The organism is Luteimonas sp. RC10 (genome assembly GCF_014192745.1).
Taxonomy (GTDB): Bacteria; Pseudomonadota; Gammaproteobacteria; order Xanthomonadales; family Xanthomonadaceae; genus Luteimonas.
The window spans coordinates 365,764-391,529 of record NZ_JACHYJ010000002.1 but is presented as its reverse complement, the minus strand read 5'-3'; the positions used below and the strand labels follow the sequence as shown (position 1 = coordinate 391,529).

The following is a 25,766-nucleotide window of genomic DNA, read 5'->3' as shown; positions in this document are numbered from 1 at the left end:
GCGTCAGCCCGGGCTGGTGTGCAGGACGCCGATGAAGGCGTCCACCAGGTCGGGATCGAGTCTGCGCGCGGCATCGGCCCGCAGCCGCGCCAGGGTCTGATCGACGCCCAGGGCCGGGCGGTACGGGCGGTCGCTGGTCATCGCGTCGTAGCTGTCGACGACGGCCAGCATGCGCGCCTCGAGCGGAATCGCCTCGCCGATCAGGCCATCGGGATAGCCGCTGCCGTCGACCGCCTCGTGGTGGTGGCGGATGATCCGCGCGACGTCGTGGGCGTCCTCGCGACCGGTGGCCACGAACACCCGCGCCCCGCGCGCCGAATGGGTGCGCATGATCGCCAGCCGGTCCGGGTCCAGTCGATGCGGGTGCAGCAGCACGTCGTCGGGGATGCCGATCTTGCCGATGTCGTGGAAGCGCGCGGCCAGCACCAGCGCATGTCGACGCGTGCGCGACAGACCGAGCCGGCGGGCCAGCGCACCGGCCAGCCGTCCGACGCGGTCGCAGTGGCCGTGGGTGTAGGTGTCGCGCTCGTGCAAGGCCACCGTCAGCACATGCAGCGAGGCGACGAGGTCGTCGGGCGCGCGGTCGATATGCGGGGCGGTGGTGGGCATCAGCGGGCGGGCGGCGACGAGGACGGGGCGAGTGCGATCAGCAGGCCGCGGGCGGTCTTGATCCGTGACTCGGCATCGGGCAGGTCGAGCACGACACGCAGCTTGTCCGGCCCGTCCATACGGTAGCGCTGCGGCTGCCCCTGCACCAGTCCGATCACCGCCAGCGGGTCGACCTTGGGCTTGTCGGCGAACTGCACGCGGCCGCCGGCCTCGCCCAGGTCGAGTTTGCGGATGCCCAGCGCGGTGGCCTGCAGCTTGAGGTCGGCGACCTGGAACAGGTGCCTGGCGGCGTCGGGGAGCAGGCCGAAGCGGTCGATCATCTCCACCTGCAGTTCGCGCAGTCGCTCGGCGTCGCGGGCGCCGCTGATGCGCTTGTAGAGCATCAGACGGGTGTGCACATCGGGCAGGTAGTCCTCGGGAATCAGCGCCGGGACGTGCAGTTCGACCTCAGCCCCGCGCGCATCGGCCTCGTCGACGTCGGGCAGCTTGCCTTGCTTGATGCTGCGCACCGCCCGTTCGAGCAGCTCGGTGTACAGGCTGAAGCCGACCTCGGCCATCTGTCCGCTCTGGCCTTCGCCCAGCAGTTCGCCGGCGCCGCGGATCTCCAGGTCGTGGGTGGACAGCGTGAAGCCAGCGCCGAGCTCGTCCATCGAGGCGATCGCCTCCAGGCGCTTGCGCGCGTCGCTGGTGATGCTGCGCAGATCCGGCGTGACCAGGTAGGCGTAGGCGCGGTGATGCGAGCGGCCGACGCGGCCACGCAGCTGGTGCAGCTGCGCCAGGCCGAACTTGTCGGCGCGGTTGATGATGATCGTGTTGGCGTTGGGGATGTCGATGCCCGACTCGATGATCGTCGAGCACAGCAGCACGTTGAAGCGCTGCTTGTGGAAATCGAGCATGACCCGCTCGAGCTCGCGTTCGGGCATCTGGCCGTGGGCGATGCCGATGCGTGCATCGGGCACCAGCTCCTGCAGCTGGCGCTGCATGCGGCCGATGCTCTCGACATCGTTGTGCAGGAAGTAGACCTGGCCACCGCGGCTGAGCTCGCGCTGGAACGCTTCGCGCAACTGGGCATCGTCCCAGGGCACGACGAAGGTCTGCACCGCCAGCCGGTGCGCGGGCGGGGTGGCGATGATCGACAGGTCGCGCAGGCCGGCCATCGCCATGTTGAGCGTGCGCGGGATCGGGGTCGCGGTGAGGGTCAGCAGGTGCACATTGGCGCGCAGTGCCTTGAGCGCTTCTTTCTGGCGCACGCCAAAGCGCTGCTCCTCGTCGACGATCACCAGCCCCAGGTCCTTGAACTTCACGTCCGGCTGCAGCAGGCGGTGGGTGCCGACGATGACGTCGATCTCGCCGCGGGCGAGCTTTTCGAGCTCGGCCTTGATCTCCTTGCTGCTCTTGAAGCGCGAGAGCACCTCCACGCGCAGCGGCCAGTCGGCAAAGCGGTCGGCCATCGTGCGGTAGTGCTGCTCGGCCAGCAGCGTGGTCGGCACCAGCACGGCGACCTGCTTGCCGGCGGTCGCGGCGACGAAGGCCGCGCGCACTGCGACCTCGGTCTTGCCGAAGCCGACGTCGCCGCAGACCACGCGGTCCATCGGCTGGCTGCTGCCCAGGTCGCGGATCATCGCCTCGATCGCGGCGTGCTGGTCGGGCGTTTCCTCGAACGGGAACGCGGCGGCGAACGGCTCGTACATCGAGCGGTCGACCTCCAGCGCCAGCCCGGCCCGCGCCTGGCGCTTGGCCTGGATCTCCAGCAGCTCGGCGGCGACGTCGCGGACCTTGTCGGCCGCCTTCTTCTTGGCGCGCGTCCAGGCCTCGCCGCCGAGCGAATGCAGCGGCGCGGTCTCGGGCGAGGCGCCCGAGTAGCGGTTGACCAAGTGCAGTTGCGACACCGGCACGTACAGCCGGTCGCCCTTGGCGTACTCGATGTCCAGGTACTCGCCCGGTTGGCCGCCGGCCTCGAGCACGACCAGACCGCGGTAGCGCCCGACGCCATGGTCCTCGTGGACGATCGGCGCGCCCTCGCTGAGCTCGCCCAGGTCGCGGATGATGGTCTCGGGATCGCGCCCGGCCCGGCGTCGGCTGCGCGGCTGCGCGGCGCGTTCGGGAAACAGCTGGCGTTCGGTCAGCACCGTCATCTGCGGTGCATCGAGCGCGAAGCCGTCGTCGAGCGGCGCCACCGCGATCGCGAAGCGCGCAGCGTCGTCGACGAACGCGCCGAAGTCCGCCAGCACCGTGGGGCGCAGGTCGGCGGCCTGCAGCACCTCGAGCAAGGCCTCGCGGCGACCGGCCGAATCGGCCGAGATCAGCACACGCCCGGCATAGCTGCCCAGGAAGGTCTTGAGCGCCTGCGCGGGGGCCTGGTCGCGGGCGGCCAGCGGCAGCTCGGGCGCCGGCTGCTCGCCCAGCGCCGCGGCCTGGCCGTGACGCGGGTGCGCGGCGTCGCACAGTTCGATCCGCGCGCCCTGGTTCAGGCGTTCGCGCAGCGCGTCGGGCGCCAGCCACAGCTCGGCCGGCGGCAGCAGCGGGCGCTCGATGTCATGGCGCAACTGATCGTAGCGATGGTCGATCTGCGCCTGGAACTGGTCGCTGGCCGCCGACACCCCGACATCGAGCACCGGCAGCGTGTCCGCAGGCAGGTAGTCGAACAGCGTGGCCGTGCTCGGCGCGGGGGCGCCGCGTTCGGCCAACGCGCGGCGCGGCGCATCGAAGAACAGCGGCAGGTAGTACTCGATGCCGGCCGGTGCGGCGCCGGCCTTGAGATCCTGATACAGCCCGCTGCGCCGGGTGTCGATATCGAAGCGCTCGCGCAGCGCGTCCATCGCGCGCGCCAGCGACGTCTCGTCCAGTGGCACTTCGCGGCCGGGCAGCATGCGCAGGGCGTCGATCTTCTCCAGCGACCGCTGCGATTCGGGGTCGAAGGCGCGGATCGTCTCGATCGCGTCGTCGAACAGCTCGATCCGGTACGGCTGGTCAGCGCCCATCGGGAACACGTCGAGCAGCCCGCCACGCACGGCGAAGTCGCCCGGATCGTGGACCTGCGGGACATGGGCATAGCCCGCGCTTTCCAGGCGGCGTTTCTCGGCGTCGAGATCGAGGGTCTGGCCGACGGTCAGGTCGAAGCTGCTGCCGGCGATGTGCTTGACCGGCGCCAGCCGCTGCATCAGCGTCTGCACCGGGACCACGACGATGCCGCGGGTCAGCCCCGGCAGGCGGTGCAGCGCGGCCAGGCGCTGGGAGACGATGTCCGGGTGCGGGCTGAAGCGGTCGAAGGGCAGCGTCTCCCAATCCGGGAACGGCACCACCGGCAAGGCCGGATCGTCCCCGCCGAGCGTGCGCAGGTCGTGTTCGAGCTGATGGGCGCCGTGGTTGTCGCGTGCGACCAGCAGCAGCGGCCCGGTGTGTGCGCGTGCGGCGTGCAGCACCGCCCAGGCCAGGGCACTGCGGCTGGCGGGCGCGCGCCACCAGGCGCGGGTGTGGCCGGCGCCAGGCAACGGCGGGACGGCGGAGGCAGCGGGAGACTTGGGCATCGGGACGTCGGCAAGCGGTACGGCGGCGGGAGCGGCGGAGCAGTGGGAACAGGGCAAAACGACGACAGCGCCGGACGCCATCAGGCTTCCGACGCGATCAACCTGTCAGTCTAATCGAAGCGGTCTCGCGCCCTGAGACAGGGCGCGTGATGCATGCACCGCCGGGCGTGCCGGAGATGCGCGGAATGGCCGGGCTGTCAGCCCAGCGGCAGGTGCGGCGCCTCGGCGCTGGCGGTCTCCGGCAGGCTGCGCTTGAGGTCCAACGAGACCCGGATCATGCCCGGTGCCTCGCCGGCGGTCTGCTGGAAGCCGAGCGACTTGGCCAGCGCGCGCATCGGCTCGTTCTCTTCGAGCACATCGCCGTACAGCCGGTCCAGGCGCTTGCCCTTGGCCCAGCGCACCAGCCGCCGCATCAGATGACGCCCCAGTCCCATGCCGGCCACGTAGTGGCTGACCAGGATGTGGAACTCGGCATGCCGGGTGCCGGGCAGGATCGCGGCGCGCGCCACCGCGCCGACCAGCGCCTCGCCCGGCGTCATCGGCTCGGCGGCGACTAGCACGAACTCTGACTTGGGGTTGGGTTGGGTCAGCCGAAGCGCGGTCTCGGGCGAGAGCTCCTTCTTGGCGTACAGGAAGCGCTGGCGGACCTCGTCGGGTTCCAGCAGCGCGAAGGCCGCGCGCAGCGGGTCGGCATCGGCGGGACGGATCGGCCGGATCAACACCTGGCGGCCGTTCGCGAGACGGATTTCCTCGTGCCAGGGAGGGAGGCGGTTGCGTGCGGTCATCGAAGGTCGGGCTGGAAGGGTGGGGCCGACCATACCCAACTCCGCGATTCAGGTACCGTGAAGGCAGGCCGAGAAGCGCCGCAGTCGCTGCCACATCCTTCGCGGTCCTCAGGCCGGCTCGCGCAGCCAGTGCAGGCGAGTGTCGGCGCCGGCCTCGCCCAGAGTCTGGCGCAAGGCCTCGAGCGCTGGCGCGAGCGTGTCGGCCAGCGACCAGGGCGGGTCGATCAGCAGAAGCCCGCTGCCGTTCATCCGCAGCGGCGAGTCGTCGCCCCGGACCAGCAGCTCCACCACCAGGGTCGAGCGGCTCTGCAGCCGGCCGGCGGCGCGCAGGAACGGGGCGAGCGTGCGCCGTTGCTTGATCGGGTACCACAGCGCCTGGACCGCCTGCGGCCAGCGCGCCAGCGCATCGCGCATGGCGAGCAGGGCGGTGTCGAACTCCGCACGCTGCGCTTCGTAGGGCGGATCGATCAGCACCAGGCCACGGGCGAACTTCTGCGCGCCGTGCCGCGGCGGCAGCAGCGCGCGGCAGGCCTCGTAGCCGTCGCGCGCATGCACCGCCACGCGCGGATCGCGGCCGACCGCCAGCCGCAGCGCGGCCAGTGCGCCGGGCTCGATCTCGCAGCAGGCGATGCGGTCCTGCGCACGCAGGGCATGGGCGAGCAGCCAGGGCGAGCCGGGGTAGGTATCGGCGCCATGGGCGGCGCGGCAGGCCGCGATGGCGTCCAGGTAGCGCGCGATCGCCGGCACCGCGGGCGGCGCGGCCAGCAGGCGGCCGATGCCCGCCTCGGCCTCGCCGGTCCGGCGCGCAGCGTCGTCGACCAGACTGTAGAGGCCAGCGCCGGCGTGAGTGTCGAGCGCGAAGCAGGGCGCCGGCTTGACCGCCAGCGCGTCGCAGATCGCGAGCAACACGACATGCTTGAGGACATCGGCGTGATTGCCGGCATGGAAGGCGTGGCGGTAGTTCATCGGCATAGGGTAGCGGCGCGCGACGGGCCACGCCGTATGCTGTGCGCGGTTTCCACTCGCGCCGTGCCATGTCCCGCATCCTGCTCGTCGAGGACGAGTCCGCCATCGCCGACACCGTCGCCTACGCGCTGCGTGCCGAGGGCCACCAGATACGGCATTGTCTCGACGGTCGCACGGCGCTTGCCGCGGCGGTGGCCGAGACCTTCGATCTGGCCATCCTGGATGTCGGGCTGCCGGATGTCAGCGGCTTCGCCCTGTGCGCGGATCTGCGCCGGCACGCGCCGTTGCCGGTGATCTTCCTGACCGCCCAGGCGGCCGAAGCCGAGCGCGTGCTCGGCTTCGAGCTCGGCGCCGAGGACTATGTCGCCAAACCATTCTCGCTGCGCGAACTCGTCGCTCGCGTGCGCGTGGCGCTGCGACGTGCCGCACCGGCCACCGAAGGCCGCGAGGTCGCCCGCGCCGGTGCGTTCGAGCACGACCGCGCAGGACTGCGCATCCGCTACCACGGCCAGCCGCTCGAGCTGACCCGCTACGAGTACGGCCTGCTGGCGGCCCTGCTCACACGCCCGGGCGCGGTGCTCTCGCGTGCGCAGTTGATGGATCGGGTCTGGGAGGACGCTCCCGACAGCGGCGACCGCACCGTCGATACCCACGTCAAGACGCTGCGCGCCAAGCTGCGCGCGATCACCCCCGATGCCGACCCGCTGCGCACGCACCGCGGCCTGGGCTATTCGCTGGATGTGGACTGAGGGCGCGCCATGCGGATCGGGCTGCGGATCCTGCTGGGCTACTTTGCGATCGTCGCGATCGCCGCGCTGCTGCTGCTGCGGGTGTTCACCCAGGAAGTCAAGCCGGGTGTCCGCCAGGCGATGGAGGACACCCTGGCCGACACCGCCGGCGTGCTCGCCGAACTGGCGACCGACGACTTCCTGGCCGGGCGCATCGATGATGGCCGGTTCGCCGCGCGCATCCGCGCCATCGCCGCGCGGCGCGTCGATGCCGAGATCTGGGGCTTTCGCAAATCCGACGTCGCCTACCGGATCTACATCACCGATGCGCAGGGCATCGTGGTGTTCGATTCGAGCGGGCGCGACGTCGGTCGCGACTACTCGCGCTGGAACGATGTCTACCTGACCCTGCGCGGCCGCTACGGCGCGCGTTCCAGCCGCCTGGATCCGGACGACGACGCCAGCTCGGTCATGCACGTGGCCGCGCCCATCCGCGACGGCCACCGTATCGTCGGCGTGCTGACGGTGGCCAAGCCCAATCGCACCATCGCGCCGTTCATCGCACGCAGCCAGGCCACGATCCTGCGCTGGGGCGGCGTGCTGCTGGGCGCGGCACTGGCGATCGGGCTGCTCGCCGCCTGGTGGCTGTCGCGCCAGCTCGGCGCGCTGCGCCGCTATGCCGATGCGGTCACGGCCGGCGCGCGCGCGTCGCTGCCGCGCAGCGCCGGCGAGTTCGCAGATCTGGGCCGCGCACTGGAGACCATGCGCGAACGGCTCGAGGGCAAGCAGTACGTCGAGCGCTATGTGCACAGCCTGACCCACGAACTGAAGGCGCCGTTGTCGGCGATCCGCGGCGCCGCCGAGCTGCTGGAGCAACCGCTGCCCGATGACGACCGCGCGCGTTTTGCAGCGAGTGTGCGCACGCAGAGCGAGCGCATGACCCAGACGATCGACAAACTGCTGGCGTTGGCGGCGGTCGAGCATCGGCAACGCATCGAGCGGCCCGAGCGCGTCGTGCTGGCCGATGTGCTCGATGCGGCAGTGGCACCGTTCGCGGCCGATCCGGGCCGGGTGCCGGTGCGGCTGACGATCGACCCGGCCTGTCGCGATGCGGTGGTCTCGGGCGATGCCTACCTGCTGCGGCAGATGATCGCCAATCTGGTCGACAACGCCTGCGACTTCTCCCCCGACGGTGCAACGGTCGAGGTCGCCGCGGCGCCTTCGGATGTCGGTGTGCGGGTGACGGTCGGCGACCGTGGGCCGGGCATTCCGGACTACGCGCGGGCACGCGTGTTCGAGCGGTTCTACTCGTTGCCCAGGCCTGGCGGCGGCAGTCGCAGCAGCGGCCTGGGCCTGGCCTTTGTCGCCGAGGTCGCGGCGCTGCACGGCGGCCATGCCGCGCTCGACAACCGCGACGGCGGCGGCGCGCTCGCGGTGGTCGAGTTGCCGCGCGAGAGTGCGACACGCCCGACTTCATAGTCGCTTCACACAGCCGCCATCGTCGCCCCATCGCGCCCGGGCACGCTGCCGCCACGTTCCCAGATTGGAGTGGTGCCATGCGGTTGGCGTTGAAAGTCCTGATCGTGGCCGGGCTGAGCCTGGCGATCCTGTTGCCGTTGTTGATGATCCGGGGCGTGATCCTCGATCGCCAGCGCTATCGCGCCGATGCGGTCGAGCGGATCGCCCGCAGCGAGGCCGGGAGCCAGACCCTGACCACGCCGGTGCTGGTGGTGCCGTACGTGGAAACGGTCGAGGTGGAAGAGAAGGACGTCAACGGGCGCTCGACCGGGACCGTGCAGCGCGAGCGCGAGAGTCGCTGGATCTTCTTCCCGAGCACCACCGATCTGACCGGCACGATGGCGCCCTACACCCGACGGCTGGGGCTGCACGAGGTGCGCATGTACGTGTTCGAAGGCCAGTTGCGGGCCGGCTTCGACGTGCGTATCCCCGACGATCGCGATGCCGTCGCACCGCGCCGGATTGGCCGCCCGTACATCAGCTACGGCATCACCGACGTGCGCGGCCTGCGCGGCACGCCGCGGCTGCGGCTCGACGATGCGCAGGCCGAATTGAAGCAGGGCGCCGGCGGCGACCTGGGCTCGGGCCTGCATGCGGCGCTGGCGCCGCTTGCGAGCGGCGACCGGCTGCAACTGCGGACCACGCTGGACCTGGCGCTGTCGGGCAGCGAGACGCTGGCCGTGGTGCCGCTGGCCGGCGAAACCCGGGTCGCGGTGGATTCGCCCTGGCGCCATCCGCTGTTCAACGGCCGCTTCCTGCCGACCGCACGCGAGGTCGGCGAGGATGGCTTCCACGCCGAGTGGGCGGTGTCCTCGCTGGCCAGCGATGCGCAGTTGCAGGTGCTCAACGGCGCCCGCGCCGAACGCGGCACCGCGGCGATGCTGCGCGAGAACGGCGAGGCCGGGATCGACGCGCTGGGGATCGCGCTGGTCGACCCGGTGGATGCCTACGTGCGCGCCGATCGCGCCAGCAAGTACGGCGTGCTGTTCGTGCTGCTGACCTTCGCCGGGTTCTTCCTGTTCGAGATGCTGCGGCAACTGCGCATCCACCCGATCCAGTACGCAATGGTTGGGTTGGCGCTGGCGATCTTCTTCCTGCTGCTGGTCGGCCTGTCGGAGCGCATTGCGTTCGGTTGGGCGTACCTGGCCGCCAGCGTGGCCTGCATCGGCCTGATCGGCGTCTACCTGTCGGCGGTGCTGCGCAGCCGCGCCTGGGGTGCCGGCTTTGCCGGTATGCTGGCCATCCTGTATGCCGCGCTTTACGGACTGCTGGTGTCGGAGGACAACGCGCTGGTGCTCGGGGCTGGTCTGCTGTTCGCGATCCTGGCGGCGATCATGCTCACGACCCGGCGCGTGGATTGGTACGCCCTGGCCGACGCACCGGCGACCGCCACGCCGCCGCCGCTGCCTGATCGCTGACGCGCGTCAGCGACACGCGACGCAACCGCGGGCTTCGGTCCGCGGTTGCGTTGTTTCCGGACCGCCGCCCTGCGATATGCCGGTGCGACGGATGCGCTCAAAGGCCGACGCTCCACAGCGAGGCTGTGCCCAGTGCGCCGCCGATCGCGGTCGCGGCGAGCACGTCGCTGGGATAGTGCAGGCCGAGCACCACACGCGAGGCGGCGACTGCGGCCGCGAACGGCACCAGCAGCCAGGCCAGCACCGGGTAGTGCGCGATGGCCACGGTCGAGAACGCGACTGCATGCAGGGTATGGCCGGACGGGAAGCTGAACTCGTCCAGCGGCGCGACCCAGGCGCGGATCCGCACGTCTGCGGCGAATGGCCGCGGCCGCCTGGTCCAGCGTTTGAGGCGGCGGTACAGCAGCAAGGCCACCGCGCCGGTGGCGGCCATGTGCGCGGCCGCGAGCGCGCCGTCGAGGCCGTCGAGCACCACCAGCGCGGTCATCAGCCCGTACCAGAACACGCCGTCGCCGAGCCGGCTGACGGTGGCAAAGGCGCGGCGGATCCACAGCCGGGTGCAGGCGCGGTTGGCGCGCAGGCACCAGCCCATGTCGTGGAGATGCAGACGATTACGCGGCGCGGTGTGCATGGCGATCGGCCTGTCGGACGGGAACAGAGACGACACGCGCGCGCGGCGCGGCCAGCAGCGCATCGAGTTCGGCGGCGACCTGGGCCGGCGTCAGCCGTTGCATCGCCCGGCGCCCGGCGCCGGCCATCGCCGCGCGGCCGGCGTCGTCCTGGGCCAGCCGCAGCGCTGCGGCGACGAACGCCGCCTCGCCGTGCGCATCGTCCGCGATCCGGGCGCCGTGCAGGCCGTCGACCAGGTGCTCGGAGGCCGCGCCCAGGTCGAAGGCCACCTGCGGCACGCCGCTGGCCATGGCCTCGAGCACGACATTGCCGAAGGTCTCGCTGCGGCTGGGAAACAGGAACAGGTCGGCACTGGCGAAATGCCGGCCGAGGGCCTCGCCGCGCTGCGCGCCGGCGAACACAAGGTCGGGGTGGGCATGCGCGAGCGTGTCGCGCAGCGGCCCGTCGCCGACCAGCACCATCCGCGCCTCCGGCCGCTGCCGCTGCACCATGCGGAAGGCGTGGATCGCCAGCGGCAGGTTCTTCTCGGCCGCGAGCCGGCCGACATGGATCACCGCCAGTCCGTGCGGCGGGAGGCCCCAGGCCGCCCGCAGCGCCGGGTCGCGCCGCATCGGATCGAACTGCGCGCAATCCACCGCGCGCGGCAGCGCGACCGCATGGCCGATGCGCTGGGCCTGCAGCCAGGCGGCGAGCGCCTGGGTCGCGACCACGGTGGCATCGGCACTGCCATGGAAGCGCCGCATCCACGCCAGCGCCAACGGCGCCAGCGCGCGCAGGCCGTAGTCGGCCATGTACAGGTCGAAGCGGGTATGCAGCGCGGTGACGACCGGGATACCGAGCGCACGCGCGGCGCGGATCGCCGAGCCGCCGAGCAGGGTCTCGGTCGCGACGTAGACAGCATCCGGACGCTGCGTACGCCAGGCCGCCTGCAGGCGCGTCTGGATCGGCAGCCCGACGCGCAGCGAGGGATAGCGCGGCAGGCGCAGGCCGCGGACCCGCACCGCGCTCGCCTCGCCATCGTCGTCGCTCAACGGCGCACCCGGCGGGCGGGGCCGGATCACCTCGACCGCATGGCCGCGGGCGCGCAGGCCGGCGACGTAGGTCTGCAGGGTCAGCGCCACCCCGTTGAGGTCGGGCGTGTAGGTGTCGGTGACGATCGCATAGCGCATCGTTCGGTCCCGCTGCCGTGGCTGCGGCGATGATCGCGGCGCGACATGCCCGCGCCATGACCGCGCGGCGACGGAACGGTGACAGTGGCAGGCGGCCTGGCGCGCGCTGCGTCTACTCGGCGGCGAGCACCAGCTTCACGCCGAGCGCACCGATGTCCTCGGGCTCGCATTCCAGGTCCACGCGCAGCAGCGGCCGGGCCTCGAGCCAGTGCCGGGAGACCTGCAACCGCAGCGCGTCGCCATAGACGCTGGCCTGCAGCTGCGGGATCTCGTCGGGCTCGTGGCTGCGGTGCAGCAGCACCGCCAGCCGCAGCAGGGTGGCGGTGTAGCGGGCCTGGCGCAGCAGGCGGTCGGGCAGGGCGTCGAAGGCCGACTTGGGCACCTTGCGGCGGTGGCAGCGCACCAGCGCGGCCAGGAACTGCTGCTCCTGGCGCGAGAAGCCGGCGATGTCCGAGTGCGCCAGCACGTAGGCGCCGTGGACGTGGTACTGGCTGTGCGCGATGACCAGGCCGATCTCGTGCACGCGCGCGGCCCAGGCCAGCATGCGCAGGTCGTCGCCGTCGAGCTGCCACGGCCGCGCGACCTGGTCGAACAGCCGCAACGCGGTCGCCTCCACCCGCGCCGCGTGGGCGCCGTCGATGCCGTAGCGCTGGACCAGCGCCTCGATCGAGGCCTCGCGCGGATCGGCTTCACCGCGGCGGCCGAGCATGTCGTGCAGCACACCTTCGCGCATGGCCGCCTTGCTGACGTGCATGCGCTCGATGCCCAGCACCTCGAACGCCGCCTCGAGCACGAGCACGCCGCCGGCGATGATCGGCCGGCGGTCCTCCGACAACCCGGGCAGGTCGATCGCATCGATGTGGCCGGCCTGGAGCAGGCGGTCGCGCACGACCGGCAGCGCGTCGGCGGTCACCGCGCCCTTGGTCAGCTTCATCGCCGCGCATATCTCGCCGATCGCCTTGTTGGTGCCCGAGGCGCCGACGACTTCCTGCCAGCCGAGCGCGCGGTAGGTGCTGGCGAACTGCTGGAACTCGGCGGCGACTTCGGCCAGCGCCTCGCGCCAGCGGCGCCGGGTCAACTTGCCGTTGGCGAAGAAGCGCCGGGTGCTGGCGATGCAGCCTACCTGCAGGCTCTCGCGCTCGAGCGCATCGAAGCCGCTGCCGATGATGCATTCGGTCGAGCCGCCGCCGATGTCGATCACCAGCCGGCGGTGGCCCGGCTTGGGCGGCTGCGCGTGGGCCACGCCCAAATAGATCAGGCGCGCCTCCTCGCGGCCGGCGATGATCTCGATCGCATGGCCCAGCGCGGTCTCGGCCGGCACCAGGAAGGCCTGCGGCGCGGCCAGTCGGCGCACGGCGTGCGTGGCCAGTGCGCGGACGTGCTGTGGCGGGATGTCGCGGATGCGTTCGCCGAAACGCGACAGACACTGCAACGCGCGCTGGCGCACGTCGGCATCCAGGCCGCCGCGCGCATCCAGGCCTTCGGCCAGACGCACGGTCTCGCGCAGACGGTCGACCACACGCAGCTGGCCCAGCGTGTAGCGGGCGACGATCATGTGGAAGCTGTTGGATCCCAGGTCGATCGCGGCGAGCATGTCGCCGTCCTCGATCGGCGGCGTCAGCGCATCGGCGAGTGCGAGCGTGTCCTGTCCGGTCATCACGGTCCTGCGTGGCGCGACGCACGCGGCGCCACGTGGCGGTGGAAAGTGCGCATGGTAAAGCATGCTGCGGGCACGCAAACCGTGACGGCGTACGCGATGCCGCAATCCACACACATCGGTCGCTGTGATGTCAGCCGCACAGGCGCGCGAGCAGCCAGCCCTGCGCCGAGTGCGGCATCGCCTCGCCCTCGGGTGTGAGCCGCACGTAGCTGCCGTCCTCGCGCAGTTCCCAAGCGTTGACGTTGTCGGCCAGGTAATTGTCCAAGGACTCGGTGCGTACCCGGGTCGCGATCTGGGGGTCGAGGATCGGAAAGCAGGTCTCCACGCGCCGCAGCAGATTGCGCTCCAGCCAGTCGGCGCTGGCGCAGAACAGTTCCGGATCGCCGTCGTTGGCGAACCAGTACACGCGATGGTGTTCCAGGAACCGTCCGACGATCGAACGCACCCGGATGTTCTCCGACACGCCGGGCACGCCCGGCCGCAGCGCGCAGGCGCCGCGCACGATCAGGTCGATCTGCACCCCGGCCTGTGAGGCCGCATACAGCGCGCGCATCACCTGCGGCTCGTTGAGAGCATTCATCTTGGCCACGATCCGCGCCGGACGGCCCTGCTCGGCGTGCCGGGTCTCGCGCTCGATCCGCGCGATGATGCCGGGCTGCAGCGTGAACGGCGATTGCAGCAGGCGCTCCAGTTCGATCGCCGGTGCCAGCCCCGAGAGCTGCTGGAAGATCAAGTGCACATCGTTGCCGATCTGCGGGTCGGCGGTGATCAGCCCGAAGTCGGTGTAGGCGCGTGCGGTGCCGGCGTGGTAGTTGCCGGTACCCAGGTGCACGTAACGGCGCAACTTGCGGCCCTCGCGGCGCACGATCAGCAGCATCTTGGCGTGGGTCTTGAAGCCGACCACGCCGTAGACCACCTGCACGCCGGCTTCCTGCAGCCGGTCGGCCAGGCCCAGATTGGCCTCCTCGTCGAACCGCGCGCGTAACTCGACGACGACCGTGACGTCCTTGCCGTTGCGCGCGGCGGTGACCAGGTGCTCGACGATCGCCGAATCCTTGCCGGTGCGGTAGAGCGTCTGCTTGATCGCCAGCACGTTCGGATCTTCGGCCGCCTGTTTGATCAGTTCGAGCACCGGCGCGAAGGAATCGAAGGGGTGGTGCAGCAACACGTCGCCATCGGCGACGGTCTCGAACATCGCGTCGTTGCCCGGCAACTGGCGCTGCTGGAACGTCGGGAACTTCAGGTCCGGACGCTGCACCAGATCGAAGATCTGGCTGACGCGGTTGAGGTTGACCGGCCCGTCGATGCGGTAGACCGCGTTCTCGGGCAGGTCGAAGTTCTGCAGCAACGTGCGCACGATCGCCTTCGGGCAATTGGCGGCGATCTCCAACCGCACCGCGCGCAGATAGCCGCGGCCGGCGAGTTCGTCGCGCAGGGCCAACGCCAGGTTCTCGACCTCTTCCTCGTCGACGATCAGCTCCGAGTTGCGGGTGACCCGGAACTGGTAGGCGCCACGCACGTCCATGCCCGGGAACAACTCGTGCACGAACTCCGACAGCACCGCCGACAGGAACACGAAGTCGTACTCGCCGCCCGATACACGCTCGGGCAGTTGGATGATCCGCGGCAGCGAGCGCGGTGCGCGCACGATCGCCAGATTGCCGATCCGGCCGAACGCGTCCTTGCCCTTGAGCACCACGACGATGTTGAGCGACTTGTTGAGGATCTTGGGAAACGGGTGCGCCGGGTCCAGCCCGAGCGGCGAGAGCACCGGCATCACTTCTTCGCGGAAGTACGCCCGCAGCCAGCGCTTCTGCCGCGCCGTCCAGGTGTCGCGACCGAGGATCCGCACCCCGGCCGTGCCCAGCGCCGGACGCAGGATCTGGTTCCAGCAGGCGTACTGCGCCTCGACCAGCGCGGCGGCCCGCTCATGGATGCGTTTGAGCACCGTCGCCGGCGGCAGGCCGTCGGGCGGCAACGGCATGCCGAAGTCCTGCGCATGGCGCACGGTCGCAGCGCGGATCTCGAAGAACTCATCGAGATTGGTGCACGAGATGCACAGGTACTTCACCCGCTCGAGCAGCGGCACCGTCTCGTCGAGCGCCTGGGCCAGGACCCGGAAATTGAAGTCGAGCTGCGACAGTTCGCGGTTGAGATAGAGCGCCGGATCGAGCAACGGATCGCCCGCGGTCTGCGACGGCGGCGGCGCGGCGTCGCGTCCGGCGTTGCGCGCCGGCCGGCGCGGACGCGGCGGCTTGCCGGGGGCGGGGGGACGGCTCATCCGAAGGCTCCTGTGACATGGGGGTCGCGCGCGCGGACGCGCTCGGCGGCGAAATGACAGGCGAAGCGGCTGCCGCGTCCGACTTCGCTGTCGATCTCCAGGCGCGCCTGATGCAGATGCAGCACGTGTTTGACGATCGCCAGCCCCAGCCCGGTCCCGCCCGACTCGCGCGAGCGGCTGGTCGAGACCCGGTAGAAGCGCTCGGTGATGCGCGGCAGATGCGCGGCCGGAATGCCGTAACCCGAATCGTCCACCGACAGCGCGACTCCACCCTCGCGCGTCGCGGCATAGCGGATCGCGATGCGCCCGCCCGGTGGCGTATAGCGCACCGCATTGCTGACCAGGTTGGAGAATGCGCTGTGCAGCTCGCGGGTCGACCCGACCAGGTCGGTATCCGATGCATCCTCGACCTCGATCGCATGCCGGCCCTGGCTGAGCATCTCCAGCTCCCGGCGCAGCGAGGCCAGCATCGAGGCCATCGACACGATCTCGTCGCCGACGCCCTCCTGCGCCTCCAGCCGCGACAGCGTGAGCAGGTCTTCGACCAGTTGGGTCATGCGCTGCGACTGGCGCTGCATCTCCTGCAACATCGGCGCCCATTCGGGCTGTTCTTCCGGGTCGAGCATGTCCAGGTAACCGTGGACCACGGTCAGCGGGGTGCGCAGTTCGTGCGAGACGTTGGCGACGAAATCGCGGCGCATCTGCTCCAGCCGCACCATGCGGGTGACGTCGCGCACCAGCAGCAGCCACAGGTCATCGGAATAGGGAATCAGCCGCAGTTCCAGCCGGGTGCCCGACGAAAATGGCGAAGGCACGTCCAGCAGCGGCTCGGCGCGCCGGCCCTGAGCCAGCCAGTGCGCCAGCGGCAGCGGCTGCAACGCCTCGCCGACTGGGCGGCCGACGTCGCGCGGCATCTGCAGGCCGAGCAGTGTGGTGGCCGCGCGGTTGACCCACTGCACGCGTTGACTGTTGCGCTCGACCACCACCACCGCATCGGGCAATGCCGCGGCGACCGCGCGATAGGCGCGCAGCATCGCGATCAGCCGCCGCTTGCGGTTGCGCATATCCTGCTGGCCGCGGTGCAGCAGCCGGTCGGCTTCCTGCCAGACTCCGTCGCCTTGGGGCGGCGGGACCCGGCTGCGCGAGGTCAGCCGCCGCAACAGGTCGTAGAGCTTCCAGTAATGCCAGGCGATCACGCCCAACGCGGCGAGCGCCAGCGCCATCCATGCATGGCCGACGAGAGCCCCGACAATCGTCGCGGCCGCGAGCACGGCCCCGAGCTGCAACAGCGTGCGGGTCCAGGCGGCATGGAGACGAGGAGGCATGGGGGCAAGTCTAGGCAAAGTGGGCGGGCAGGTCTGCGAGGGCGGGTGCCGCGCGGCGCGCGCGCGGCGTGCGGCGCGACCCAGCATCGTCGCGGTGCACGGCGACGGACGACGGCACACACGCGCCGCGCGGAGCGACGCTCACACCGACGCCGAGAACCGGTAGCCGGCGCCGCGGACCGTCTGCACCATGCCGTCCAGTCCGCTGGGTTCGAGCGTCTTGCGCAGCCGGCGGATGTGCACATCGACCGTGCGCTCCTCGACATAGACGCTGCCGCCCCAGACGTGATCGAGCAGCTGCGAGCGGCTGTAGACGCGCTCGGGATGGGTCATGAAGAAATGCAGCAAGCGGTACTCGGTCGGGCCGATCTGGACCGGTTCATTGCCGGCAAACACCCGATGCGCCGCGCCGTCGATGCGCAGCGTGCCCACCGTCACGCTGCCGTCCTCGTCGTCGTCGCGCGCCCGGCGCATCACCGCCCGGATGCGCGCCAGCAACTCGCGCGCCGAGAATGGCTTGACCACGTAGTCGTCGACGCCGGCCTCCAGCCCGCCCACGCGATCGTTTTCCTCGCCGCGCGCGGTGAGCATGATGATCGGGATGTCGCGGGTCAGCGCGTCCTTGCGCCAGCGCCGGGCCAGTTCCAGGCCGCTGGTGCCCGGCAGCATCCAGTCGAGCAGGATCAGGTCGGGGACGCGGTCGACGATCGCCGACTGGGCCTCGCGTGCGTCGCCGGCGTGCATCGGCTCGAACTCGCCCTTGCGCAGCGCGAACGCGACCATGTCGCGGATCGCCGGTTCGTCGTCGACGATAAGGATGCGCTTCTGCATGGAGCCTTCCGTAGGACCGGGGAGCCCCATTACACGACAGTTTTATGACGGACCGGTGACAGGGGCGGCCGAATGTCTGGACGCCGCCGCGCAGCCGCCGCCGCAGCAGGCAGGGCCGTGGACGCGGCGCCTGCCCGGACGCCCCCGGTCAGCGCCGACGCAAGTCCTCGTCGCGGACGCCCTGGCGGTGCAGTTCGAGCACCATCGGCGTGATCGCGGCGATCCGCGCGTCGATCCGCGCCCGGGCGTAGTAGTCCAGGTCGTCGCGCTTCTTGAGCGTGTTGAGCTGGATCAGCGCCTGCTCCGCGCGGCCCCCGAGGAACGCCGCCTCGGCCCAGGCTTCGCCCGCCCGCACCGGGTCGCCGGCCATCTCGCTGGCGCGGGCGAACGCACGCTGGAACGCGGGGTCTTCGCTCGAGCCGTTGAGCAGCGGCCGCAGCAGCGCCTGGGCGCGGCGCCCGGACTCGGCCGAGTCGCGCTCGAGCAGCAAGGTCGCATAGCTCAGTACGACCGCCGGATTGCGCGGCATCCGCTCCACCAGCGCCTCCAGGCGCCGGTCGGCGGCCGCGGCCCGGCCCGCGCGCGCATCGGCCTCGGCCATGCCCAGCGACAGCCAGACATCGCCGGGATAGGCGTCGAGCAGGGCAGAGAGCTCGCGTGCGGCGACCTCGGCCTCGTTGGCGCGCAGGCGGGCAAAGGCCAGCCCATAGCGCTGGGCGTCGGTCAGAGAGCCGCTGCGGCGCATCGCCTCGTACTCGCGGATCGCCTGCGCCGGCGTATTGGCGCTGAGCACGCGCAGCCGCTCGCGCGCCCAGCCGAACTGCACCGGATCGGTGCCGCCAGTGGCGCCGGGCGGCAGCCGCAGGGCGGCCGGCAGCAGCGGGTTGTCGAGCGCACGCAGCGGCGCCTCCGGCGCGCCGTCCACCGGCACGCGCTCCACGCGCGAGCCCTGCGGCGTCGTGGTGGTGACCTGGACCGTATCGCGGGCCATGCGCTCGGCGCGGTCGCGCGCCTCGCTGATGCGGGTCGTGGTCACCGGGTGGGTCTTGAGATAGTCGGGCAGCCGCTCGCGTTCGCCCCCCTGATTGGTGCGCGAGACCGCCTGCATGCGCTCGAACATCGAGGCCATCGCCTCGGGATCGTAGCCGCTGCGCGCCAGGGTGCGGATGCCGAGCCGGTCAGCTTCGGACTCGTTGGAGCGGGTGTAGTCGATCTGGCGCTGCAGGGCCAGGCCCTGGGCGCCGGCCAGCACCGCCATCGCGGCATCGTCGGAGGAACTGCTGCTGCTCTGCGAGGCCACCGCGATCGCGCCGAGCATCGCCAGCAGCATCGGCACCTGGTCGCGCTGGGCGCGCTCGACACCGCGCAGCACGTGCGATTGGGTCACGTGCGCGACCTCATGCGCCAGCACCGCGGCCACTTCGTCCTCGCTCTCGGCCGCCAGCACCAGGCCGGCGTTCATGCCGATGTAGCCGCCAAGCGTCGCAAAGGCGTTGATGCTGCGGTCGCGCATCATGAAGAAGGTAAAAGGCTGCTGCGGGCGGTCGCTCGAGGCCGCCAGCCGCGTGCCGGTGGCGCGCAGCCAGTTCTCGACCAGGGGGTCTTCGAGCACGTAGTTGTAGTGCCGCAGCTGCGCCAGCAGCATCTGCCCGTATTCCGATTGCTTGGCGGGGCTGAGCACCGTGCCGGCCGACGAGCCGATGTCCGGCAGCCGGGTGTCCTGGGCCGGCGCACCGACCGACGCTGCGACCAGTGCCAGGGCGACCGCCGACGGCAGCAGTCGGATGCGGAAAGGAGAGCAGCGGAGTCGGATCGTGGGCATCGGCTCGAAGTCGGATGGGCGGGGCCGCGCAACCAGCATGCCGGCGGGCTCAGGCACAGGCGTGAATCCCATGTTAAGCCGGCGGCACGCGGTGGTCGCGACATCATCGCCCCGTGACCCGGCTTTGACCGACAATGGCGGGACAAGTTTCCCCGGAGACCGATCTTGACCAGCCCATCCCCCGACCCGGCGGCGCCGGAGATCGTGATGTACACCAGCGCGATCTGCGGCTACTGCGCGGCCGCGAAGAACTTCCTCAAGAGCCAGGGCCTGTCGTGGCGCGAGGTGCGCGTGGACCTGGATGCCGATGAGCGCCAGCGCATGGTCGAACGTGCGCGCCGCACCAGCGTGCCGCAGATCTTCGTCGGCCAGACCCACGTCGGCGGCTACGACGACATGATGGCGTTGCACCGCCAGGGCGGCTTTCTGCCGCTGGTCGAGGGCGCAGCTTCGTGAGCAGCGCCCAGACCGAAGGCGAGGGCGACCGGCTCGCCGAGTTCACCGCGTTCCGCAAGCGCATGAACGAGCGCATCCTCGCCGAGCCCAACCAGGTGGTGCGGCGCTTCTTCGCGCTCGATACCCAGACCTACCAGGCCGGCGCGCTCGACGTGAAGACCAAGGAGTTGCTGGGGCTGGTGGCGTCCCTGGTCCTGCGCTGCGACGACTGCATCAGCTACCACGTTGCCCAGTGCAAGGAGGCCGGTGCGAGCCGCGAGGAACTGTTCGAAACGTTCTCGGTGGGCCTGGTCGTGGGCGGCAGCATCGTCATCCCGCACTTGCGCCGCGCGGTCGATTTCCTCGATCGGCTGGAGCAGGGCGAGGCCACCGCGCCTGCCGGCCACGACCACGGCTGAGCCCGCCGCGTGCCGCGCGCGTGCAAACCCCGGTTTGGGGCCGTCTGCGCGCATCGGGCATAATACGGCGGTTTTCTTCCTTCATTTCACCCTGGCGCCGCGCGCAGCGCGGCGTCCCCTGCGCAGGGACCTCCCCCCGACATGACGCACACGATTACGGTTATCCGCGGCGACGGTATCGGCCCGGAAATCATGGATGCCACGCTGCACGTGCTCGACGCGATGCAGCTGGGGCTCAAGTACGAGGACGCCGACGCCGGCCTGATGGCGCTCGACAAGCACGGCGAACTGCTGCCGGCCGCGACGCTCGAATCGATCCGCCGCAACGCAGTCGCGCTCAAGAGTCCGCTGACCACACCGGTGGGCGGTGGCTTCAGCTCGATCAACGTCGAACTGCGTCGCCAGTTCGATCTCTACGCCAACGTCCGCCCGGCGACCTCGTTCCCCAACACCCGCTCGCGCTTTGCCAGCGGCGTCGACCTGATCACGATCCGCGAGAACACCGAAGGGTCGTACATCAGCGAAGGCCAGGAAGTGTCGGCCGACGGCGAGACCGCGGTGTCGATCACCCGCATCACCCGCAAGGGCTCGGAGCGCATCGTGCGCTACGCGTTCGACCTGGCGCGCAAGACCGGCCGCAAGAAGGTCACGATCGTCCACAAGGCCAACATCCTCAAGAGCACCTCGGGCCTGTTCCTGAAGGTCGCCCGCGAGGTCGCGGCCGACTATCCGGAGATCGAGGCCAACGAGATGATCGTCGACAACACCTGCATGCAGCTGGTGATGCGCCCCGAGCAGTTCGACATCATCGTGACCACGAACCTGTTCGGCGACATCATCTCCGACCTGTGCGCCGGTCTGGTCGGCGGCCTGGGCCTGGCCCCGGGCGCCAACATCGGCAAGGACGCGGCGATCTTCGAGGCCGTGCACGGCTCGGCGCCGGATATCGCCGGCAAGGGCGTGGCCAATCCCTGCGCGCTGCTGCTGGCGGCCGCGCAGATGCTCGACCACCTGGCGCTGCCCGAGCAGGCGCAGCGGCTGCGCGGCGCGATCGTCGCCACGCTCGACGCGAAGGACGGTGTGACCCCGGACCTGGGCGGCACCGGCACCACGATGGGCTTTGCGCAGGCGATCGCCTCGCGCCTCTGAGGCCACTGGCCAGTCCACACGACAAGGGCGCCATTCGGCGCCCTTGTCGTCTCTGGTCCGGAAGATTCGATCCCGGCGCGGCGGCTCAGTCGCGCGACTGCAGCTTCGCCAGCAGGCGCAGGAACTCGACGTACAGCCACACCAGCGTGACCATCAGGCCGAACGCGCCGTACCACTCCATGTACTTCGGCGCGCCGTGCTCGACGCCGGTCTCGATGAAGTCGAAATCCAGCACCAGGTTCAGCGCGGCGACCACGACCACGAACAGGCTGAAACCGATGCCGATCAGGCCCGATTCGTGGATCAGCGGCACCTGGATGTTGAACAGGCCCAGCACGATCGTCGCCAGGTAGACCAGGAAGATGCCGCCAGTGGCGGCGGCCACACCGAGCTTGAAGTTCTCGGTCGCCTTGATCAGACCGCTGCGATACACCGCCAGCAGCGCGAACAGCGTGCCGAAGGTCAGCATCACCGCCTGCATCACGATGCCCGGGAAGCGTGCCTCGAACATCGCCGAGATCGCGCCGAGAAAGCACCCCTCGACCAGCGCGTACATCGGCGCGGTGACCGGCGCCCAGGTCTTCTTGAATACCGTGACCAGGGCCAGAATCAGGCCGCCGATCGCGCCGCCCCAGGCATACAGCCCGAAGCTGGCGGTCGGCGTGCCGTCCGGGCCGATTGCCTGCGTCCAGGCGAAGGCGGCCGTCAGGACCGCGAGCAGGAGCAGCAAGCCGGTCTTGTTGACCGTGCCGTTGAGCGTCATCGCCTCGCCGTCGCGGGTGACGACGCTGCCGCTGGCGAGGTCGAGGAACGTGGATTCCTGAAGCGTGGGATTGCCGCTGCGCATCGAATAAGCCCCTGGTGGTTCATGTTGAATCGCCGGGCAGGATACACCGCGGCGCCAGAGCGGCGCGTTGACAGCGCGGCTGCGCCTTCCGACAATGCCCGGGTCCTCCGGCCTGCCGGCGGGCGATTCGACCGCTCGATTCCGGCGGGGTATAGCGCAGTCTGGTAGCGCGCCTGCTTTGGGAGCAGGATGTCGGGGGTTCGAATCCCTCTACCCCGACCACACGGCGAGCCCGGTCGCAGCGTGTCCCGCGGGCGCCCGTAGCTCAACCGGATAGAGCACCGACCTTCTAAGTCGGGGGTTACAGGTTCGATTCCTGTCGGGCGCGCCATTGCATCAATGGCTTGCGGCAGCTGCCGCCGCCCCTCCATACAAATCTCCATACAATTCAGGCGCCTGATCGGACGTTCCGGTCGTCAGGCCTGTGGCGGCGCGTGCATCGAAGCGCGCGCCGCATCGGGCCGGGCGTTGCGCCCGGCCCGTTTCCACGGTCAGGCGTTCTCGGCCGCAGCCTGGTTGCCGCCCTGTTCGGCCAGCAGCGTCAGCTTCTCGTCGGTGGCCTTCTCCTCGGCCAGCGTCTCCTGCAGCAGCTTGACCGCGTCGGTGTACCCGAGCTGCTTGGCGAGCGCACACAGCGTGCCGTAGGACGCGATCTCGTAATGCTCGACCTTCTGCGCACCACCGATCAGCGCAGCGTCGCGCAGCGGGCCTTTGTCGATCGAGTCGATGACTTCCTTGCTCTCTTCGACCAGGCCTTCCATCGCTGCGCATTTGATGCGCTTCAGACGCGTGTCCAGCAACTCGACCACACGGTCGAGGCGCTCGATCTGCAGGTTGGTCTCTTCCAGATGCGCTTCGAACGCCGCCGCCAGCTTCGGATTGTCGGCCGCACGGGCCAGGCGCGGCAGCGCCTTCGCCATCTGGCGTTCGGCCGAATGGGTGTCCGAGAGTTCATGGATGAACAACTCTTCGAGCGTCTTGACTGCCATTGCAATCTCTCCTTTGGGGAACGGGACGCTCTGTTTAAGGATCGCGTCGTCGGGGGTGCGTGAGGCGGCAGGCGTCGTGAGGCGCAAGGTCTGCAAAGGTGAACCGCCGATGCCGGCGCAGTGCGGCACGGTGCTGGGCGCGCGCGTGCAATGCACATGCGAGGGCATAACGCGAGTTGCGTGTGTGCCCGGCGTCGCAATGCCGCGCCTTGTGATTGCGCGATTGCCGCGTGTCGTGCGGTCCGCCAGGCACGCCTTAGCGCGTCGAAGGGGTGTTGGGTGCAGGGGGCGTCGCTGCCGTATCCGCGGTCTGATCCGTGGCCGTGCGACGGGGGCGACGGCCGTAGCCGTGCGCCTCGGCCAGCGTCAGCAACCGGTCGAATGCGGCGTCCGCAAAGGCGGCGAGTTCGGGCGTGACGAGCCGTTCGATCACCGCTTCACGCTCGTGCCAGTGCTGCCAGAACTCCTCGATCCCGGGCTTCGCCTCGAAGAGCAATACAAGTTCGCCTTCCCATGCGGCGAACAGCGTGTCGAGATTCCGGTGAGGCATGGGCGACCATGGTGAAGAAGGTCTCGCAACATGGCCGTTGGGTTCGCGATCAGGCTGTGAGCATCGCGGCGACATCGCTGAATGGGCGTGACAAGTTTGCATGCGCCGCGCGAAGCGTGAGGCACCTGATGTAGCCCTCGCGGTGCGTCAGCCTAGCCGCGGTCGAAGACAGCCAGTGCGGCGCTCGCGCGCACGACGGGAAAATCGCAATGCCGCAGCACCGAGAGCCCATCCCGGTGACGTTGCGCGCTGCTCGCGGCGACGCAGTCCGCCACGACCGCCACGTCGATCTCCAGCATGCGTGCATCCAGCGCGGTGGCGAGCACGCAGGCCTCGGTCGACACGCCGGTGACCAGGAGGCGACGGATCCCGCGGCTTTCCAGGATGAAGTGCAGGGCGGTCTGGTGAAACGCCGAATGGCGCGGCTTGAGGATCAGCGCGTCGTCGGGCTGCGGTTCGAGGTGGTCGAGAATCGGTTCGGCTTTCGAGGCCCGTGCCAGCGTGACCAGCGCCGCGAAGTCGGAGCGCCAGGCGCCGGTGTTGTCGTTGGCATACAGGCACATGCCACCTTGTTCGCGCACGCGCCGCTTCAACCGGGCTAGCCTGGGCGCGATGTCGATCGCGGCGCGGCGGAGCGGCGCGCCACGAGGAAAGTCGAAGGTGCTGATCATGTCGACGATGAGCAGGGCGGGCGTTGCGGTCATCGGCGGGTCTGTTCCGGAAGCATGGCGGGTCGGCGAGGGCGGCCGGTTGCGGTCTGGCGGGGTTATTGCCGCGTAGGCGTGGGAGGCGTGTGAGCAGACCGATGCCTGGGCGGGCATCACGCGCATTCGTGGCGCGGCGCGCATGCGCACATCGCACACGATGCGCTGCCATTTCGGCCGGTGCCGCGCTACAATGCGCGCCCGCCGCGCGGGCCGTTTCGAAAGCATGTCGTTTGCCATGCGTTTCGGGATAGAATGCGCGGCCGCCGGGCGACCCTTGGGTCGGCAGGCGATGCGGATCTGTGGTGGCTGTAGCTCAGTTGGTTAGAGTACTGGATTGTGATTCCAGTGGTCGGGGGTTCGAATCCCCTCAGCCACCCCACCGTTTCAAGATGCGATGCCCTTTCGGTGTTGCATTGGCGCGCAAGGCAGTATTACAATGCGCGCCCGCTTCATCGGGCCGTTAGCTCAGTTGGTAGAGCAGTTGACTCTTAATCAATAGGTCCAAGGTTCGAATCCTTGACGGCCCACCAGTTACGAAAGACGCCCGGCACCGCCGGGCGTTTTTCGTTCTGGGCTTGGCTGCAGGATTCGAACCTGCGGTTCGCCTGCTGCGCAGGTCCGGCCATGCGCAGCGCGCATGGCGTTCGCCCGGGCGCGAACCGGTGGTTCGCAAGCCGCCCGGACTCACCCTTGACGGCCCACCAGTTACGAAAGACGCCCGGCACCGCCGGGCGTCTTTCGTTCTTGGTCTGGCCGCAGGATTCGAACCTGCGGTTCGCCTGCTGCGCAGGTCCGGCCATGCGCAGCGCGCACGGCGTTCGCCCGGGCGCGAACCGGTGGTTCGCAAGCCGCCCGGACTCACCCTTGACCGCCCACCAGTTACGAAAGACGCCCGGCACCGCCGGGCGTTTTTCGTTCTGGGCCTGGCCGCAGGATTCGAACCTGCGGTTCGCCTGCTGCGCAGGTCCGGCCATGCGCAGCGCGCATGGCGTTCGCCCGGGCGCGATGCGAGGGCTCTCGCAGGTAGCTGGGCCTACGGGCGAGGCTGGGATGGGCGCGGAGGCTGCGATCGACTACGATGCCGCCGTCCGCCAGGCGGGCACGAAGCGAAAGTGGCGGAATTGGTAGACGCCCTGGTTTTAGGTACCAGTGCCGCAAGGCGTGCGGGTTCGAGTCCCGCCTTTCGCACCAGCCCAGGTGGAACCCAAAGCGGCAGGCATGAGGAACGCGCGCTCGCGCGTGGGGATCGTGACGCCGCAGGCTTTTCAAAGGGTTGGGGCAGGGCGCGCCGCCGCGGGCTGTTCGAGGCTTTCCCAGTGACGTCACCCAGCGCCGCACCCGCCCCGGCCGGGCCCTGGTCGCCTTCAGGCGGCCCGGTGCACACCCCGGCGCGCGGCCCGG

General features: G+C 70.1%; 21 protein-coding genes and 5 tRNA genes. 11 read left to right on the top strand and 15 right to left on the bottom strand.

Annotation, left to right across the window (positions count from 1 at the left end; translation table 11 throughout):
• Nucleotides 1-3: 3 nt before the first annotated feature.
• From FHW73_RS05560 to rlmJ, 4 genes are all read right to left on the bottom strand, one after another.
• Nucleotides 4-609, bottom strand: coding sequence for an HD domain-containing phosphohydrolase (locus FHW73_RS05560; RefSeq protein ID WP_183425717.1), 606 nt, complete (start codon nucleotides 607-609; stop codon nucleotides 4-6).
• Nucleotides 609-4,136, bottom strand: a complete 3,528-nt coding sequence (gene mfd / locus FHW73_RS05555) for a transcription-repair coupling factor (protein WP_183425716.1) — start codon at nucleotides 4,134-4,136, stop codon at nucleotides 609-611. Before mfd ends, FHW73_RS05560 begins: the two co-directional genes overlap by 1 nt.
• Before the next feature lie 197 nt (nucleotides 4,137-4,333).
• Nucleotides 4,334-4,921: a GNAT family N-acetyltransferase gene (locus tag FHW73_RS05550; protein WP_183425715.1), complete on the bottom strand. Its 588-nt coding sequence runs from the start codon at nucleotides 4,919-4,921 to the stop codon at nucleotides 4,334-4,336.
• Between the two features lie 108 nt (nucleotides 4,922-5,029).
• Nucleotides 5,030-5,887: a 23S rRNA (adenine(2030)-N(6))-methyltransferase RlmJ gene (rlmJ, locus tag FHW73_RS05545; RefSeq protein ID WP_183425714.1), complete on the bottom strand. Its 858-nt coding sequence runs from the start codon at nucleotides 5,885-5,887 to the stop codon at nucleotides 5,030-5,032.
• 68 nt (nucleotides 5,888-5,955) lie between these two features.
• On the opposite strand from rlmJ, the gene creB reads away from it, so the two are divergent.
• The 3 genes from creB to creD all read left to right on the top strand — a co-directional run bounded on the left by creB (nucleotide 5,956) and on the right by creD (nucleotide 9,551).
• A complete protein-coding gene (creB, locus tag FHW73_RS05540) occupies nucleotides 5,956-6,636 on the top strand; it encodes a two-component system response regulator CreB (RefSeq protein WP_183425713.1) in 681 nt (226 codons plus the stop codon).
• 9 nt (nucleotides 6,637-6,645) lie between these two features.
• Nucleotides 6,646-8,094 (top strand): two-component system sensor histidine kinase CreC, encoded by a 1,449-nt coding sequence (creC, locus tag FHW73_RS05535; RefSeq protein ID WP_183425712.1) that lies wholly within the window; start codon nucleotides 6,646-6,648, stop codon nucleotides 8,092-8,094.
• Nucleotides 8,095-8,171: 77 nt separating this feature from the next.
• Entirely contained in the window at nucleotides 8,172-9,551 is a 1,380-nt protein-coding gene (gene creD / locus FHW73_RS05530; RefSeq protein ID WP_183425711.1) for a cell envelope integrity protein CreD, read from the top strand.
• A 97-nt stretch (nucleotides 9,552-9,648) separates the two neighbouring features.
• Here the strand turns inward: creD and FHW73_RS05525 are convergent, their stop codons facing one another.
• The 7 genes from FHW73_RS05525 to FHW73_RS05495 all read right to left on the bottom strand — a co-directional run bounded on the left by FHW73_RS05525 (nucleotide 9,649) and on the right by FHW73_RS05495 (nucleotide 19,269).
• Nucleotides 9,649-10,182, bottom strand: a complete 534-nt coding sequence (locus tag FHW73_RS05525) for a phosphatase PAP2 family protein (RefSeq protein WP_183425710.1) — start codon at nucleotides 10,180-10,182, stop codon at nucleotides 9,649-9,651.
• Entirely contained in the window at nucleotides 10,163-11,350 is a 1,188-nt protein-coding gene (locus FHW73_RS05520) for a glycosyltransferase family 1 protein (RefSeq protein WP_183425709.1), read from the bottom strand. Before FHW73_RS05520 ends, FHW73_RS05525 begins: the two co-directional genes overlap by 20 nt.
• 112 nt (nucleotides 11,351-11,462) lie before the next feature.
• On the bottom strand, nucleotides 11,463-13,007 hold the full coding sequence (gene ppx / locus FHW73_RS05515) for an exopolyphosphatase (RefSeq protein WP_183425708.1): 1,545 nt from the start codon (nucleotides 13,005-13,007) through the stop codon (nucleotides 11,463-11,465).
• A gap of 133 nt (nucleotides 13,008-13,140) precedes the next feature.
• On the bottom strand, nucleotides 13,141-15,291 hold the full coding sequence (ppk1, locus tag FHW73_RS05510; RefSeq protein WP_183425707.1) for a polyphosphate kinase 1: 2,151 nt from the start codon (nucleotides 15,289-15,291) through the stop codon (nucleotides 13,141-13,143).
• Nucleotides 15,288-16,616 (bottom strand): phosphate regulon sensor histidine kinase PhoR, encoded by a 1,329-nt coding sequence (gene phoR / locus FHW73_RS05505; RefSeq protein ID WP_183425706.1) that lies wholly within the window; start codon nucleotides 16,614-16,616, stop codon nucleotides 15,288-15,290. The genes ppk1 and phoR overlap by 4 nt, the downstream gene beginning before the upstream one ends.
• A gap of 141 nt (nucleotides 16,617-16,757) precedes the next feature.
• On the bottom strand, nucleotides 16,758-17,447 hold the full coding sequence (phoB, locus tag FHW73_RS05500; protein WP_183425705.1) for a phosphate regulon transcriptional regulator PhoB: 690 nt from the start codon (nucleotides 17,445-17,447) through the stop codon (nucleotides 16,758-16,760).
• Between the two features lie 148 nt (nucleotides 17,448-17,595).
• Entirely contained in the window at nucleotides 17,596-19,269 is a 1,674-nt protein-coding gene (locus FHW73_RS05495) for a M48 family metalloprotease (RefSeq protein WP_183425704.1), read from the bottom strand.
• A 207-nt stretch (nucleotides 19,270-19,476) separates the two neighbouring features.
• Here FHW73_RS05495 and grxC point away from each other — a divergent pair, with 207 nt between their 5' ends.
• From grxC to FHW73_RS05480, 3 genes are all read left to right on the top strand, one after another.
• Nucleotides 19,477-19,725 carry a glutaredoxin 3 gene (grxC, locus tag FHW73_RS05490; RefSeq protein ID WP_183425979.1) on the top strand — a complete coding sequence of 83 codons (249 nt, stop codon included), beginning with the start codon at nucleotides 19,477-19,479 and terminating at the stop codon, nucleotides 19,723-19,725.
• 62 nt (nucleotides 19,726-19,787) lie between these two features.
• Nucleotides 19,788-20,123 carry a carboxymuconolactone decarboxylase family protein gene (locus tag FHW73_RS05485; protein WP_221187460.1) on the top strand — a complete coding sequence of 112 codons (336 nt, stop codon included), beginning with the start codon at nucleotides 19,788-19,790 and terminating at the stop codon, nucleotides 20,121-20,123.
• A gap of 141 nt (nucleotides 20,124-20,264) precedes the next feature.
• Nucleotides 20,265-21,272: an isocitrate dehydrogenase gene (locus FHW73_RS05480; protein WP_183425702.1), complete on the top strand. Its 1,008-nt coding sequence runs from the start codon at nucleotides 20,265-20,267 to the stop codon at nucleotides 21,270-21,272.
• An 85-nt stretch (nucleotides 21,273-21,357) separates the two neighbouring features.
• Here FHW73_RS05480 and FHW73_RS05475 read toward each other — a convergent pair whose 3' ends face one another.
• Entirely contained in the window at nucleotides 21,358-22,119 is a 762-nt protein-coding gene (locus FHW73_RS05475; protein WP_183425701.1) for a Bax inhibitor-1/YccA family protein, read from the bottom strand.
• A gap of 145 nt (nucleotides 22,120-22,264) precedes the next feature.
• Between FHW73_RS05475 and FHW73_RS05470 the strand changes: the two genes are divergently transcribed.
• Nucleotides 22,265-22,341 (top strand) — tRNA-Pro (locus FHW73_RS05470).
• A 32-nt stretch (nucleotides 22,342-22,373) separates the two neighbouring features.
• Nucleotides 22,374-22,450, top strand: a tRNA-Arg gene (locus FHW73_RS05465).
• Nucleotides 22,451-22,610: 160 nt separating this feature from the next.
• Here the strand turns inward: FHW73_RS05465 and FHW73_RS05460 are convergent.
• The 3 genes from FHW73_RS05460 to FHW73_RS05450 form a co-directional block, all read right to left on the bottom strand.
• Entirely contained in the window at nucleotides 22,611-23,108 is a 498-nt protein-coding gene (locus FHW73_RS05460; RefSeq protein WP_183425700.1) for a ferritin-like domain-containing protein, read from the bottom strand.
• A 256-nt stretch (nucleotides 23,109-23,364) separates the two neighbouring features.
• Nucleotides 23,365-23,658 (bottom strand): hypothetical protein, encoded by a 294-nt coding sequence (locus tag FHW73_RS05455; protein ID WP_183425699.1) that lies wholly within the window; start codon nucleotides 23,656-23,658, stop codon nucleotides 23,365-23,367.
• Between the two features lie 152 nt (nucleotides 23,659-23,810).
• On the bottom strand, nucleotides 23,811-24,602 hold the full coding sequence (locus FHW73_RS05450; RefSeq protein ID WP_183425698.1) for an isochorismatase family cysteine hydrolase: 792 nt from the start codon (nucleotides 24,600-24,602) through the stop codon (nucleotides 23,811-23,813).
• A 65-nt stretch (nucleotides 24,603-24,667) separates the two neighbouring features.
• Between FHW73_RS05450 and FHW73_RS05445 the strand changes: the two genes are divergently transcribed.
• The 3 genes from FHW73_RS05445 (at nucleotide 24,668) to FHW73_RS05435 (ending at nucleotide 25,556) form a co-directional block, all read left to right on the top strand.
• A tRNA-His gene (locus FHW73_RS05445) sits at nucleotides 24,668-24,744 on the top strand.
• 75 nt (nucleotides 24,745-24,819) lie between these two features.
• Nucleotides 24,820-24,895, top strand: a tRNA-Lys gene (locus FHW73_RS05440).
• 576 nt (nucleotides 24,896-25,471) lie between these two features.
• Nucleotides 25,472-25,556, top strand: a tRNA-Leu gene (locus FHW73_RS05435).
• Nucleotides 25,557-25,766: the final 210 nt, after the last annotated feature.

What these genes read in the sequence shown, in the direction of transcription:
- FHW73_RS05525 (WP_183425710.1), bottom strand. Translation starts at nt 10,182, where the DNA reads ATGCACACCGCGCCGCGTAATCGTCTGCATCTCCACGACATGGGCTGG.
- phoR (WP_183425706.1), bottom strand. Translation starts at nt 16,616, where the DNA reads ATGCCTCCTCGTCTCCATGCCGCCTGGACCCGCACGCTGTTGCAGCTC.
- creC (WP_183425712.1), top strand. Translation starts at nt 6,646, where the DNA reads ATGCGGATCGGGCTGCGGATCCTGCTGGGCTACTTTGCGATCGTCGCG.
- FHW73_RS05480 (WP_183425702.1), top strand. Translation starts at nt 20,265, where the DNA reads ATGACGCACACGATTACGGTTATCCGCGGCGACGGTATCGGCCCGGAA.
- FHW73_RS05550 (WP_183425715.1), bottom strand. Translation starts at nt 4,921, where the DNA reads ATGACCGCACGCAACCGCCTCCCTCCCTGGCACGAGGAAATCCGTCTC.
- FHW73_RS05560 (WP_183425717.1), bottom strand. Translation starts at nt 609, where the DNA reads ATGCCCACCACCGCCCCGCATATCGACCGCGCGCCCGACGACCTCGTC.
- ppk1 (WP_183425707.1), bottom strand. Translation starts at nt 15,291, where the DNA reads ATGAGCCGTCCCCCCGCCCCCGGCAAGCCGCCGCGTCCGCGCCGGCCG.
- phoB (WP_183425705.1), bottom strand. Translation starts at nt 17,447, where the DNA reads ATGCAGAAGCGCATCCTTATCGTCGACGACGAACCGGCGATCCGCGAC.
- grxC (WP_183425979.1), top strand. Translation starts at nt 19,477, where the DNA reads ATGTACACCAGCGCGATCTGCGGCTACTGCGCGGCCGCGAAGAACTTC.
- FHW73_RS05460 (WP_183425700.1), bottom strand. Translation starts at nt 23,108, where the DNA reads ATGGCAGTCAAGACGCTCGAAGAGTTGTTCATCCATGAACTCTCGGAC.
- FHW73_RS05455 (WP_183425699.1), bottom strand. Translation starts at nt 23,658, where the DNA reads ATGCCTCACCGGAATCTCGACACGCTGTTCGCCGCATGGGAAGGCGAA.
- ppx (WP_183425708.1), bottom strand. Translation starts at nt 13,007, where the DNA reads ATGACCGGACAGGACACGCTCGCACTCGCCGATGCGCTGACGCCGCCG.
- rlmJ (WP_183425714.1), bottom strand. Translation starts at nt 5,887, where the DNA reads ATGAACTACCGCCACGCCTTCCATGCCGGCAATCACGCCGATGTCCTC.
- FHW73_RS05520 (WP_183425709.1), bottom strand. Translation starts at nt 11,350, where the DNA reads ATGCGCTATGCGATCGTCACCGACACCTACACGCCCGACCTCAACGGG.
- creB (WP_183425713.1), top strand. Translation starts at nt 5,956, where the DNA reads ATGTCCCGCATCCTGCTCGTCGAGGACGAGTCCGCCATCGCCGACACC.
- mfd (WP_183425716.1), bottom strand. Translation starts at nt 4,136, where the DNA reads ATGCCCAAGTCTCCCGCTGCCTCCGCCGTCCCGCCGTTGCCTGGCGCC.
- FHW73_RS05450 (WP_183425698.1), bottom strand. Translation starts at nt 24,602, where the DNA reads ATGGCAAACGACATGCTTTCGAAACGGCCCGCGCGGCGGGCGCGCATT.
- creD (WP_183425711.1), top strand. Translation starts at nt 8,172, where the DNA reads ATGCGGTTGGCGTTGAAAGTCCTGATCGTGGCCGGGCTGAGCCTGGCG.
- FHW73_RS05495 (WP_183425704.1), bottom strand. Translation starts at nt 19,269, where the DNA reads ATGCCCACGATCCGACTCCGCTGCTCTCCTTTCCGCATCCGACTGCTG.
- FHW73_RS05475 (WP_183425701.1), bottom strand. Translation starts at nt 22,119, where the DNA reads ATGCGCAGCGGCAATCCCACGCTTCAGGAATCCACGTTCCTCGACCTC.
- FHW73_RS05485 (WP_221187460.1), top strand. Translation starts at nt 19,788, where the DNA reads ATGAACGAGCGCATCCTCGCCGAGCCCAACCAGGTGGTGCGGCGCTTC.